At 74.0% G+C, this 13,856-nt stretch carries 6 protein-coding genes; 2 read left to right on the top strand and 4 right to left on the bottom strand.

Annotated elements, in window-relative coordinates:
• Positions 1–510 (top strand): AfsR/SARP family transcriptional regulator (locus F6X68_RS01375; protein ID WP_151452504.1); only part of this gene is annotated, 510 nt, incomplete at its 5' end.
• Between the two features lie 149 nt (positions 511–659).
• The gene (locus F6X68_RS01370; protein ID WP_192581226.1) at positions 660–1,871 is read left to right on the top strand and encodes a cytochrome P450; all 1,212 of its coding nucleotides are present in this window, start codon (positions 660–662) and stop codon (positions 1,869–1,871) included.
• A gap of 181 nt (positions 1,872–2,052) precedes the next feature.
• Here F6X68_RS01370 and F6X68_RS01365 read toward each other — a convergent pair whose 3' ends face one another.
• From F6X68_RS01365 to F6X68_RS01350, 4 genes are all read right to left on the bottom strand, one after another.
• Positions 2,053–2,298: a ferredoxin gene (locus tag F6X68_RS01365; protein WP_192581225.1), complete on the bottom strand. Its 246-nt coding sequence runs from the start codon at positions 2,296–2,298 to the stop codon at positions 2,053–2,055.
• 87 nt (positions 2,299–2,385) lie between these two features.
• Complete coding sequence (locus F6X68_RS01360) at positions 2,386–3,261, bottom strand: VCBS repeat-containing protein (RefSeq protein ID WP_151452502.1); 876 nt, start codon at positions 3,259–3,261, stop codon at positions 2,386–2,388.
• Positions 3,262–3,342: 81 nt separating this feature from the next.
• Positions 3,343–4,539: an alpha-hydroxy acid oxidase gene (locus tag F6X68_RS01355; RefSeq protein ID WP_151452501.1), complete on the bottom strand. Its 1,197-nt coding sequence runs from the start codon at positions 4,537–4,539 to the stop codon at positions 3,343–3,345.
• A 57-nt stretch (positions 4,540–4,596) separates the two neighbouring features.
• Positions 4,597–13,851 carry a type I polyketide synthase gene (locus F6X68_RS01350; protein ID WP_370518893.1) on the bottom strand — a complete coding sequence of 3,085 codons (9,255 nt, stop codon included), beginning with the start codon at positions 13,849–13,851 and terminating at the stop codon, positions 4,597–4,599.
• Between the last annotated feature and the right edge of the window lie 5 nt (positions 13,852–13,856).

Below are 13,856 nucleotides of genomic sequence, written 5' to 3'. Positions count from 1 at the left end.
GGCTACCAACTCCGCATCGACACCGAAACCATCGACCTCTACCGCTTCCGCAGACTCGTCCGCGAAGGCCGCCACGCCACCACCACCAACAACCCCACCCGCGCCGCCCAACTCCTCACCGAAGCACTCACCCTCTGGCGCGGACGCGCCCTCGCCGACCTCGTCGAAACCGGCACCTGCTGGTCAGAACTCGCCGCCATCGAAGACGAACGACTCTCCGCACTCGAAGACCGCCTCGACGCCGAACTCGCCTGCGGCCGACACCGCGAAATCACCCCCGAACTCGAAATCCTCACCGCCACCGAACCCATGCGCGAACGCCTCTGCCACCAATTCATGCTCGCCCTCTACCGCAGCGGCCGCCAAGTCGACGCCCTCCGCGTCTACCGACGCACCCGCGAAGCCCTCGTCGACGGCCTCGGCCTCGAACCCGGCCGCAGCCTCCAAGAACTCCAACAACGCATCCTCGAACACGACGCCAAAATCCAAATCCCCGCACTCACCCACTAACCCACCGATCCACTCCGCACCAGCCACGATCGCCTCCACGATTACCCGAGGGTGGACCGTCTGCGGGCAACATCAGGAGCGCGCGGTCCGTGACGCCTGGCGCACCGGAGGCCGACGGCGATTCCTGCTCAGACCACAGCGAGGACGACATGGCGAACAAGTGCCCGGCGCACGGGCATCAGATGGTGATGGACGACGACTACTTCGCTAGCCCGTACGCGGCGTACGAGGTCTACGCGTCACTGCACGAAAAGGGTGCCGTGCACCGCACCTGCCTGCCCGACCACGGCCCCGTGTGGCTGGTGACCGGCCACGCCGAGGTCTACTCCGCGCTCCGCGACCGGCGCCTCGCGCGGCCCCGCGAGTACAGCAACGGGGACTTCACCAGCAAGCGCTTCCCGGAGGGCGAGGCGACCGGGACGATCGTCACCCTCGACCCGCCGGAGCACACCCGGCTCAAGAAGATGATCAACTTCACCTTCCTGCCCCGCAACCTGGAGACCTTCCGCCCCCGGGTGCACCAGCTGGTCAAGGCCCGGCTGGACGCGATCGAGGCGGCCGGCGGCGGCGACCTGGTCGAGGACTACGCGGCCATCCTGCCGATCACGATCGTCTGCGACGTGCTCGGCATCCGCGAGGAGTACCGCAAGGACCTGAAGCACTGGGCGGACCTGGTGTTCAGCGGCGACAACGAGACCAACGCGATGGTCCGCACGAAGATGTCGCACTTCATGAACATGGTCCGCGAGGAGAAGACGAAGGAGCCCGGCGAGGACCTCTTCTCGTACTGGATCCACGCCAAGAACGCCGACGGCGAGCCCGAACTCAACGTCTACCAGGTGATGGCCCTGGCCCTGCTGACGATGCTGGGCGGGTACGACACCACCGCGGGCATGATCGGCCGGGGCGCGCTGGCGCTGCTCGACAGCCCGGAGACGCTGGAGCGGCTCCGCAAGGACCCGGACCTGTTCGACGTGGCCGTCGAGGAGCTGCTGCGCCGCAACGGCTCCGTGCACCACGGCTTCCGCCGCTTCGCCACGGAGGACCTGGAGATCGACGGCACGAAGATCGCCAAGGGCGAGACGGTGCTGCTGCACCTGACCGCGGCGGGCAACGACCCGAAGCGGTTCCCCGATCCGCAGGTGCTCGACATCGACCGCGAGGACAAGGGGCACGTGGCGTTCGGCGGCGGCCCGCACTTCTGCTCGGGTTCGGAGCTGGCCCGGATGGAGACGACCATCGCCCTCCGGGAGCTGTTCACCCGTTTCCCGAACATCAAGCTCGCCGCGCCCCGGGAGTCGCTGAAGGTCCGGCGTACGCCGCTGGTGCCGGCACTGATCTCCCTCCCGGTCACGGTCTGAGCGCTACGGAGGACGCGGTCCGCCGGCCACCCGCGAGGTGGCCGGCGGACCGCGTCGTGTCGGCCCGGGCCGCCCGGTGAACTGCGTGGGCCCGGCCGCAGCGGAACGAAGAAAGGCCGCCTACGGCGGCCTGTGCGGGTGTCGGCCCGCCGGGCGTGGTCGCACCCGGCGGGCCCTGCCCTCATCGCTTCGGGGCGATCGGCGTCCCGTCCTGCGCGTCGATCACCGAGATGGCCTCCACGGGGCAGAACTCGGCGGCCTCGATCACCTGGTCGGACGGCGCCACCACGTCGGCCAGCGGCCGGGAGACGGGGTCCATCGCGAAGTGGTCCGGCGCGCTGCCCACGCAGAAGCCCGAGCTGATGCAGCGTTTCGACTCCACCACCAACCGCCACCCGGCCTGGTCGCCGGCTTCGTTCGCGCTCACCACTGCTCCTCTCGTCGTGCGTGCACTGTGTCGGATTCCCGGGTCGCGCGTGGCGGCCCGCCCGGTCGCGGCGCGAGCCGGCCCACGTCAGCTCACCACCGAGTACTTCTGCCAGCCGGTCGCGACGACCTCCGGTGCGGACAGCGTCGCGAACGGCCGGTCCGGGTCGAACGTGCCGTTGTGCAGGTGGACGACGAGGGTGCCGTCGGGGCGCAGACCCAGCACGTCCGGGCGGCCGTCGAGGTCGATGTCGGTCACGGTGATGATCTCGTACTCCTGCCAGCCGTGGGCGAGCGTGAACCACCGGCCCTCGCCGCGCCACCACGGGCCCTCCCCGGAGGTGTCGTGCGCGAACTCGTACAGGTCGAGGTCGCCGTTCGCCCGCCGGACCAGCAGGTCGGCCCGGCCGGTGCCGGTGAAGTCGGCCATCGCCAGCGGAAAGTCGTCGACGTCGACGGTCACCAGGCGGTGCGCGGTGCGGTCGTACGTCTCGTTCTGCGTGACCTGGCGCTTGTTGAAGAACGCGTCGACGTGGCCCGCGTTCTGCTCGCGGCCGAACATGTCGTCACAGCCGTCCAGGTCCAGGTCCGCGATGCCGAGGGTCTCCCACTTCTTGTCGTCCCGGGCGCCGGAGATGCGGATCGGATCGCCGAGGGTGTCGAGACCGTTCAGCCCGCCCCTGTTGGGATAGAGGAAGATCCCGTGGGTCTCGTTCATGTGCGTCATGCTGATGCCGATGACGTCGGCGCGGCCGTTGCCGTTGACGTCGATGGGGCGGACCAGCCCGTGGTTCCGGTTCGGGTGGAAGCCGGTGCTGATCAGCTCCGGCTCGCCGAAGGTCTCGGCACCCCGGAAGCTGCCGCTGTGCGGGAAGACCAGCAGTTCGCCCGTGACGTCGTCACGGACCATGATGTCCATCCTCCCGTCCCCGTTGAACGAACGGCAGTGACCATTCCCGCTCATGCGTGCCACAAATAACCTCCACGTACGCCCCGAAATACGACAGTCCGACCGTTCCGACCGGGAATCGAGAAACGGCGGGAATCAGCGGAACCTGACGTGCGAACGGTTCAGCTCGCCCACCGAGGAGACCCCGAGCAGCTTCATGGTGACCTCGATCTCCCGGCTCAGGATCTCCATGGCCCGTACGACGCCGCGCCGGCCGCCGGCCATCAGGCCGTACTGGTAGGCCCGGCCGACCACGGCGGCGGTGGCGCCCAGGGCGATCGCCGCCACGATGTCGGCGCCCGAGGTGATGCCGGTGTCGACGAGCACCTCGACCCGGTCGCCCACCTCGTCCACCACGTCGGGCAGCAGCTCGACGGGCACCGGGGCCCGGTCGAGCTTGCGTCCGCCGTGCGTGGACAGCCACACCCCGTCGACCCCGACGTCGGCGACCCGCCTGGCGTCGGCGACGCTCTGCACGCCCTTGGCGACGAGCTTGCCCGACCAGGCGCCGCGCAGCCACTCGACGTCGTCGATGGACAGCCGCGGGTTGAACACCCGCTTGATCATGTCGGACGCGGAGCCGCCGGTGGCCTTGAGCACCTGCGGGGACGGGGTGCCGGCCCGCCACTGCCGCATCCACCAGCCCGGGTGCAGGAACGCCTCGGCGATGGTGCCGACGCTCATCGACGGCGGGATGGTCAGGCCGTTACGGATGTCGCGGCGGCGCGGCACGGAGATCGGCGTGTCCAGCGTCAGCAGGATGGTGTCGAACTTCGCCTCCTCGGCGAGCGCGATCAGTTCCTTGACCATCGCCCGGTCCTCGGCGAAGTAGAGCTGGAACCAGTGCCGGCCCTCGGGCGCGGCGGCGGCGACGTCCGCCAGCGACGTGGTCGCGAGGGTGGAGACCGAGTACGGGATGCCGAACTGCTGCGCCACCGACGCGACCGCCGGCTCGCCCTCGGCGTGCATCACCCGGTTGAAGCCGACCGGCGCCAGGGCGAACGGCAGCTTCTGCCGCTTGCCGAGCACCGTCCGGCTGGTGTCCAGGTTGGACACGTCGCGCAGCACCGACGGCTGGAACTCGATGTTGGCGAACGTCTCCCGGGCGCGGCTGAGGCTGCGCTCGCTGTCCGCCGCCCCGTCGCAGTAGTCGAACACCATGCGGGGCACCGCCCGGCGGGCCACGTCGCGCAGGTCGGCGATGCCCGCCGCGCGCAGCAGCCGGCGTTCCGTCGGGTTCCACGCCACCTTGGGGGGCTTGATCAGCGTGCTCATCCGAGCGGACTTGCTCATGAGGGCTTCCTTCCGTGAGGGGGGTGACGAAGGTCCGCTCCTCGTCGTGGGGCTCTGCTACGCGACGAGGGCCCGCTGGGCGAGCAGTTCCTCGACCACCTCGGCAGGCGTCGGGTGGTCGTAGACGAGCGCGGCGGTCAGCTCCAGCCCGGTGAGGGCCTCGAGCCGGCGCCGCAGTTCCACGGCGGTGAGGGAGGAGAAACCGATGTCGAGGAACTCCTGGTTCTCGTCGACCGTGGCGGCCGACGGCAGACCGAGCGTGTACGCGGTCTGGGCCCGTACCACGTGGGACAGCACCGCGCGGGTCTCGGCCTCGTCGGCGCCGTCGAGCAACCGGCGCAACGCGTCGGGGCTGTCGGCGTCCAGCGTGTCCTCGGCGGCCTCGGTGACGTGGCGCATCGCGTCCGGCAGGTCCCGCAGCAGCGGGCTCGGCCGGTACCGGGTGTAGTCGGGTACGAACGAGGGCCAGTCCACGGCGGCGGCGACCCGCCCGACCGCGCCCGTGCCCACCGCCGCGCCGAACTGCTCGGCGGTGACGTCCGGGCCGACCGCGATCGACACCGCCCCGTCGCGCTGCTGGGCGATCGCGTCGAACACGGCCGCCGTCCCGGCGGCGCCGGCGACACCGAACATCTCGTCGGCCGTGTGCACGAGCACGAGCCGCTCGGCCCGGGCGGCGAGGGCGGTCGCGACGGGGTCGTCGGCGTCGCTGGTGACGACCACCGTGTCGGCGTCCTCCGTGGTGACCGTCACGCCCGCCGCCTCCAGCAGGTCGGCGATCCGGTCCGCCAGCGGCCCGCCGTGCAGCGCGACCGGGCCCGCCGGCCGCCACGGCTCACCGGTCGGCGCGGGGGCCGCGACGAGCCGGCGGGCGAAGACGCCCGCCGAGCGCAGCGCCACCTGGTCCTCACCGGCACCCCTGGTGAGCACCCGGCACAGGGCGGTCAGCGTCCGGTCGTCGAGCGTCTCCGGCAGGTCGACGACCCCGCCCCAGGCTCGGGGCGTGGCGAGGGCGGTGGACCGGCCGAAGCCGTACGCCGCCGCCCCGTCCAGGTCGGTGATCCGCTCGGTGGGGGTGACCGCGGCCGCGCCCCGGGTCAGGCACCACACGGGAGCCTCCACGCGGGACTCGTCGAGGGCCCGCAGCAGCCCGGCGGGGGTGGGGCCGGCGGACGTCGTCAGCACCCCCGCGGCCACGTGTTCGGGCACCAGGTCGAGCAGCTCGTCCGCCGTGCCGTCGCGGTACACGCGCACGTCGGCGCCGTGCCGGGCCATCGCCTCGGCGATCCGGTCGGCGTCCGCCGGCACCAGCCACACGCCGCGCAGCGCGGGCACCGGCAGCTCCGTGACCGGGGACCACCGCAGCTGGTAGCCGGGCGCGGGCCCGCGTCGCCACGACGACAGCGCCACCGCCACGTCCTTCAGGGTCGCGGTGTCGTCCAGGCCCAGCAGCGCGCCCAGGTCGTCGCGTTCGACCGCGGCCCAGAAGTCGTCGCCAGGCGCGGCGGCGGCGGGCGGGTCCGGCCACAGGCGGGTGCGCTGGAAGGCGTACGTGGGCAGGGCGACCGGGCGCGCGCCGGCGAAGAAGGCCGGCCAGTCGACGGGTACGCCGCGGTTGTGCAGGCGGGCGAGCGCCTCGGTCGCCACCTGCGGCCCGTCCCGGTCGGCGCGCTGGGCGGGCACGAACTCGCCGTCGGCCACGCACTCCCGGCCGAGCGCGGTGAGCACCGCGTCCGGGCCCAGTTCGAGGAAGGTGCGTACGCCGCGTGCCGCCAGCGCCTCGACGGCCGCGGCGAACCGGACCGTCGCCCGTACCTGACGCACCCAGTACTCGGGGGTCAGCTCGGCGGGTTCACCGGTGACCGTGGAGAGCACCGGGATCGTCGGCGGGTGGTGGGTGACGGACCCGGCCACCGCGCGGAACTCGTCGAGCATGGGCTCCATCAGCGGCGAGTGGAACGCGTGCGACACGGTGAGCCGCTTGGTCTTGCGACCGCTGGCGGCCAGTTTCTCGGCGACCGCCAGGGTGGCGGCCTCCTCGCCGGAGAGCACGACCGAGGTGGGGCCGTTGACGGCGGCGATCGCCACGGCGTCGGAGAGCAGCGGGACGACCTCGTCCTCGGTGGCACGTACGGCCACCATCGCGCCGCCGGTGGGCAGCGCCTGCATCAGCCGGCCGCGGGCGGCCACCAGCCGGGCGGCGTCCGGCAGGGTGAGGACCCCCGCCACGTGCGCCGCCGCCAGCTCGCCGATCGAGTGCCCCGCCACGAAGTCCGGCCGCACCCCCCACGACTCGAACAACCGGAACAGCGCCACCTCCACCGCGAACAACGCCGGCTGCGCCCACCCCGTCTGATGCACCTCCTCGGAGCCCAACACCTCCCGCAACGGCCGCTCCAGGTGCCGGTCCAGTTCCGCACACACCTCGTCGAACGCCGCCGCGAACACCGGGAAGCCCATCAGCTCCCCCGCCATCGCGATCCGCTGCGACCCCTGCCCGGTGAAGAGCACGGCGGTCGCCCCGGCGGTGTCGGCGACCCCGCCGACCACCCCGGGGGCGTTCTCGCCACGGGCCAGCGCGGCCAGTCCGGCGCGCAGCTCGGCCAGGTCCCGGCCGAGCACGACCGCCCGGTGCCGCAGGGCGGTACGGGTGGTGGCGAGCGAGAAGCCGGCGTCCACGGCGGACGCCGCGTCGGTGAGGTGGGCGGCGAGCCGGGCCGCCTGGTCGCGCAGCGCGGCCTGGTCCCGGCCGGACACCACCAGGGGCACCACCGGCACCTCGGCCGTCGAGTCCACCACCACGGGCTCGGGCGCCTGCTCGATGATCGCGTGCGCGTTGGTGCCGGAGATGCCGAACGAGGAGACGCCGGCGCGGCGGGGGCGTCCCGTCTCCGGCCAGGGCACCGCCGCCGTCAGCAGTTGGACGGCCCCGTCCGCCCAGTCCACGTGCGGCGACGGGGCGTCGACGTGCAGCGTCGGCGGCAGCAGGCCGTGCCGGATCGCCTCCACCATCTTGATCACCCCGGCGACGCCGGCGGCGGCCTGGGTGTGCCCGATGTTCGACTTGATCGAGCCGACCCAGAGCGGGTGCTCGCCCCGGTCGCGGCCGTACGTCGCGATGAGGGAGCGGGCCTCGATCGGGTCGCCGAGGGTGGTGCCGGTGCCGTGCGCCTCGACGGCGTCCACGTCGGCCGGTCGCAGCCCCGCGTCGGCGAGCGCCTGGTTGACCAGGCGCTGCTGGGACGGCCCGTTGGGCGCGGTCATGCCGTTGCTCGCGCCGTCCTGGTTGACGGCGGTGCTGCGCACGACGGCGAGCACCGGGTGGCCGTTGCGGCGCGCGTCGGAGAGCCGTTCGAGCACCAGCACCCCGACGCCCTCACCCCAGCCGGTGCCGTCGGCGCCGGCCGCGAAGGACTTGCACCGGCCGTCCGGCGCGAGGGCCCGCTGGCGGCTGAAGTCGATGAACGCGTTGGGCGTCGCGAGCACGGTCACGCCACCGGCCAGGGCGAGGGAGCACTCGCCCCGGCGCAGCGACTGGGCGGCCAGGTGCAGGGTGACCAGCGAGGACGAGCACGCCGTGTCGACGGTGACCGCCGGCCCCTCCAGCCCCAGCGCGTACGACACCCGGCCGGAGACCACACCGCCGGCGACGCCGGTGCCGATGAAGCCGTCGAGCTCGGGAGGCAGGTGCTGAAGGTGCGCGGTGTAGTCGTGGTACATCAGGCCGGCGAACACCCCGGTGCGACTGCCGCGCAGGGTGGTGGGATCGATGCCGGCGCGCTCGACGGCCTCCCACGAGGTCTCCAGGAACAGCCGCTGCTGCGGGTCCATGGCCAGGGCCTCGCGGCGGGAGATGCCGAAGAACTCGGCGTCGAACCAGGCCGCGTCGTACAGGAAGGCGCCCTCCCCGCAGTAGGTGCGGCCGGGCTTGTCCGGGTCCGGGTCGACGAGGTTGTCGATGTCCCAGCCCCGGTCGGTCGGGAAGCCGGCCACCGCGTCGACGCCCCCCGCGACCAGGTCCCACAGCTTCTCCGGGGAGGTGGCGCCGCCGGGGAACCGGCAGCCCATGCCGACGATCGCGATGGGGTCGTCGGTGCCGTCGGTGGCGGCCACGACCACGGCTGCGGCCGACCCTCCGGCGAAGAGTTCCGCGTCCAGGTGCTCGGCCAGCGTGGTGGGGTTCGGGTAGTCGAAGACCAGCGTGACGGGCAGCCGCAGGCCGACGACCGCGTTGAGTCGGTTGCGGAACTCGACGGCGGTGAGCGAGTCGAAGCCCAGCTCCTTGAACGCCTTCGTCGCGCCCACCGCCTCGACGCCGCCGTGCCCGAGCACGACCGCGACCTGCGTACGGACGATGTCGACCAGCTCCTTGCGGCGCTCGGCCGCGCCGCGACCGGCGAGGGTCGCGACCAGGTCGGAGGCCGCCGCGGCGTCGGCGGAGACCTGGCGTCGCGCCGGGGTGCGGACCAGGCCGCGCAGCACCGGGGGCAGCACGCCGCCGGTCGCCTGCTCCCGCAGGGCGGCGAGGTCCAGGTGGATCGGCACGAGGGCGGCCTCGGGCGCGCCGAGCGCCTCGTCGAAGAGCGCGAGCCCGTCCTCGGTGGAGAGGGGCCGCACGCCGGAGCGCCGCATCCGGGCGAGGTCGGCGTCGTCGAGCGCGCCGGTGAGGCCGGTGCGCTCCGCCCACATGCCCCACGCCAGCGCCACCGCGGGCAGGCCCCGGGCGCGCCGGTACGCGGCGAACGCGTCGACGAAGGCGTTGGCCGCCGCGTAGTTGCCCTGACCGGGGCCGCCGAGGACGCCCGCGGCGGAGGAGAAGACGACGAAGGCGCCCACGTCGCCGGCCAGCTCGTGCAGGTTGACGAGCGCGTCGACCTTGGGGCGCAGCGCGGTGGCGACCCGCTCCGGCGTGAGCGACGGGATCATCCCGTCGTCCAGGACCCCGGCCGTGTGCACGACCGCCGTGGGCGGGTGCTCCGCGACGAGCGCGGCCAGCGCCACGCGGTCGGCGGCGTCGCAGGCGGCGACCGTCACGTGCACGCCCTGGGCGGTCAGCTCGTCGTACAGCGTCCGCAGGTCCTCGGTCATGCCGCGACGGCCCGCGAGCACGAGGCGACGGACGCCGTGCCGCGCGACGAGGTGCCGGGCGACGAGGCGGCCGAGCGTGCCCGACGCCCCCGTGACGAGGACCGTGCCGGTGATCTCCGGCGGCGTGCCCGGCTGCCCGGACGCCTTCGCGATGCGGGGTACGAGGACCTCGGTGCCGCGCAGGGCGAGCTGCGGCTCGCCCGAACGCAGCGCCGGCACGAGGTTCGGCGCCCACTGCCCGCCCGCCACGTCGACGAGCACGATCCGGCCGGGGTTCTCGGACGCGGCCGAGCGCAGCAGGCCCCACACGGCGGCGAGCGCCGGCCGGGTCGCGTCGGTGGCCCCCTCGGTCAGCACGACCAGGCGGGCGGCGGCGAACCGGTCGTCGGCAAGCCACTCCTGGACGGCGGCGAGGGCGTGCTCCACCGCCCGGTAGGTGGCCCCGACCAGGTCGTCGCCGTCGGAGGTGACCGGGAGGACCACGAAGTCGGGGACCTCGCCGATCGCGGCGAGGCTGTCGTACGCGGTGGCGCCGGGCAGCTCGCCGCCCACGACCGCCAGCGTGGCCGCGCCGTCGGCCACCGGGACGGGCACCCAGTCGAGCACGTGCATCGCCTGGTGGCGCGGGTTGGTCAGGTCGGCGAGCGCGTTCGCGGGCAGGCGGCGGACGGCCAGCGCGTCGATCGTGGCGACCGGCGCGCCGGCGTGATCGGCGACGGTCACCGCGACGGCGTTCGGGCCCGCCGACCGGATGGTGACCCGGAGCCGGGCGGCGCCGGTGGCGTGCAGGGTCACCCCGTGCCAGGCGAACGGCAGCCAGGGCCCGCCCTCGCCGTCGTCGGCGGTGAACACGCCCAGGCCGAGCGGGTGCAGCGCCGCGTCGAGCACCGCGGGGTGCAGGCCGAAGCCCGCGACCTTCGCCGCCTCGGGGGCGGTGACCTCGGCGAACAGCTCGTCGCCCCGCCGCCACACCGACCCCAGGCCGCCGAAGGCGGGGCCGTACGTCACGTCGAGCGCCGCGAACCGGTCGTACAGCTCGGCGGTGTCCAGGGCCTCGGCGCCCTCGGGCGGCCAGACGCCCGCCGGGGCCGCCGCGCGGTCGTCGGCGCCGGAGGTCCCGGTGCCCAGGGTGCCGGTGGCGTGCCGGGTCCACGGGCCGTCGCCGTCGGGCCGCGAGTGGACGGTCAGCCGCCGGGCGCCGTCCGGGCCGGGCTCGCCGACGCGGAGCTGGACCTGCACCGCGCCCCGCTCCGGCACCACCAGGGGCGCTTCGAGCGTCAGCTCCTCGACCTCGGTGGCGCCCACCTCGTCGCCGGCGCGGACCGCCAGCTCGACGAAGGCCGTGCCGGGCAGGAAGATCCGGCCCGCCACCCGGTGGTCGGCGAGCCACGGGTGCGCCGAGGTCGACAGCCGGCCGGTCAGCAGCACCCCGTCCGCGCCGGCCAGCGACACGGTCGCGCCGAGCAGCGGGTGGCCGGTGGAGCCGAGGCCGAGGCCGGTGGCGTCGACCGGGCCACCCGCCCCACTGGGCCAGTAGGTGCGGCGCTGGAAGGCGTACGTGGGCAGGGCGACCGGTCGGGCCGGGGCGGTGACCAGCGTGGCCCAGTCCGGCTGCACGCCCCGGGTGTGCGCCTGCCCCAGCGACAGCAGGAACCGGCGCAGGCCGCCCTCGTCGCGGCGCAGCGTGCCGACGACCGAGCCGCCGCCTGCCTCGTCGAGCAGGTCCTGCACGGCGGGTACGAGCACCGGGTGCGAGCTGACCTCGACGAAGGAGTCGATGCCGTCGGCGATGACGCCGCGTACGGTCTGCTCGAACTCGACGGTCTGCCGCAGGTTGCGGTACCAGTACTCGGCGACCAGCTCGGCGGTGTCGAGCAGCTCACCGGTGACGGTCGAGTAGAGCGGCACGTCGCCGGTGCGGGGCCGCACGGGGGCGAGGACCCGGAGCAGCTCGTCGCGCATCGACTCGACGTGCGCGGAGTGCGAGGCGTAGTCGACGTCGATGCGCCGCGCGCGGACCTCGTCGCGCTCGCACTCGGCGAGCAGCTCGTCGAGTGCCTCGGGCGCGCCGGAGACGACCACGGTGGACGGCCCGTTCACGGCGGCGACCGACAGCCCGGGCCGCAGGCGCCGGGCGACCTTCGCGACCGGCTCCGACACGGACACCATGCCGCCCCGCCCGGCGAGGTCCACGGCGATCAGCTGGCTGCGCCGGGTCACCACCAGGGCGGCGTCGTCCAGGGTGAGCGCGCCGGCCACGCAGGCGGCGGCGATCTCGCCCTGGGAGTGCCCGACGACGGCGGCGGGCTCGATCCCGTGCGAGCGCCACAGCGCCGCCAGCGAGACCATCATGGCGAACAGCGCGGGCTGGACGACGTCGACCCGGTCCAGGGAGGCGGCGCCCGGGACGCCGCGCAGCACGTCGAGCAGCGACCAGTCGGTGTGCCGGTCCACGGCGGTGGCGCACTCCGCCATCCGGGCGGCGAAGACGGGTGCGGTGTCCAGCAGTTCGGCGGCCATGCCCAGCCACTGCGAGCCCTGGCCGGGGAAGAGGAACGCGGTGCGCTCGCCGGCGTCGGCGAGCCCGGTGACGAGGTTGCGGGCCGCGCCGCCGTCGGCGAGCGCGTCGAGCGCGGCGGACAGCTCGTCCCGGTCCCCGACGAGGACGGCGCGGTGCGGGAGGCGGGCGCGGGTGCCGGCGAGCGCGTACGCGACGTCGTGCGTGCCGAGGTCGTCGCTCAGGCGTTCGCGCAGCCGGACCGCCTGGTCGCGCAGCGCCGCCTCGGTCCGGGCCGACAGCACCCACGTGGCGGGGCCCTCGGCCGGCGGGGCGCTCTGCGGGGCCTCGGCGGCCGGTGGCTCCTCGATCAGCACGTGGGCGTTGGTGCCCGAGATGCCGAACGACGAGACGCCCGCGCGCCGCGGGTTCTCGCCCCGTGGCCACCGCACCGGCTCGCTGAGCAGTTGGACGGCGCCGTCGGACCAGTCCACGTGGTGCGACGGCTTGTCGACGTGCAGGGTGCGGGGCAGCTCCTCGTGCCGCAGCGCCATGACCATCTTGATCACGCCCGCGACGCCGGCGGCGGCCTGGGTGTGCCCGAAGTTCGACTTCACCGAGCCGAGCCAGAGCGGCCGGTCACGTTCCTGGCCGTAGGTGGCGATGAGCGACTGGGCCTCAATCGGGTCGCCCAGCGTGGTGCCCGTGCCGTGCGCCTCCACCGCGTCCACGTCGGCCGTGGTGAGCCCGGCGTTCGCCAGCGCGGCCCGGATGACCCGCTGCTGCGACGGCCCGTTGGGCGCGGTGAGGCCGTTCGACGCGCCGTCCTGGTTGACGGCCGAGCCGCGTACCACCGCCAGGACGCGGTGCCCGTTGCGGCGCGCGTCCGACAGCTTCTCCAGCACGAGTACGCCGACGCCCTCGCCGAACGCGGTGCCGTCCGCCGCCGAGGCGAACGCCTTCACCCGGCCGTCCGGGGCGAGCCCCTTCTGGCTGGAGAACTCGATGAACGTGCCGGGCGTGGAGATGACGCAGGTGCCGCCGGCCAGCGCGAGGTCGCAGTCGCCGCTGCGCAGCGCGTGCGCGGCCACGTGCACCGCCACCAGCGACGACGAGCAGGCCGTGTCCACGGTGACGGCCGGGCCCTCCAGCCCCAGCACGTACGACACCCGGCCGGACACGACGCTGCCCGCGACCCCGGTCATCGTGTAGCCGATCAGCGCGTCCACGTCGCGCTGCATGGCGTTCAGGTACTCGACGCTGTTCGCGCCGACGAACACGCCGGTCCGGCTGCCCCGCAGCGAGTGCGGGTCGATCCCGGCGTGCTCGAACGCCTCCCACGACGTCTCCAGCATCAGCCGCTGCTGCGGGTCCATGGCCAGCGCCTCGCGTGGGCTGATGCCGAAGAAGCCCGCGTCGAAGTCGGTGGCGTCCGGGATGAAGCCGCCCCGCCGCACGTAGCTGGTGCCGGAGCCGCTGTCCGGGTCGAACAGGTCGTCCAGGTCCCAGCCCCGATTGGTGGGGAAGTCGGTGATGCCGTCGCCGCCGGACGACACCAGCTCCCACAGGTCGTCGGCGGAGCGCACGCCGCCGGGGAAGCGGCAGCCGATGCCGACAATGGCGATCGGCTCCCGCTCCGTCGCGGTACGCAGCTTCCGCCGCGTCTCGTGCAGGTCGGCCGTCACGCGCCGGAGGTACTCGACAAGCTGCTCTTCGTTCGCCATCAGTAAGC

The sequence above is a fragment of the Micromonospora sp. AMSO12t genome (assembly GCF_008806585.1).
GTDB lineage: Bacteria > Actinomycetota > Actinomycetes > Mycobacteriales > Micromonosporaceae > Micromonospora > Micromonospora reichwaldensis.
Note: the sequence above shows the minus strand (reverse complement) of the source record. Positions and strands in the feature narration are given on the sequence as shown.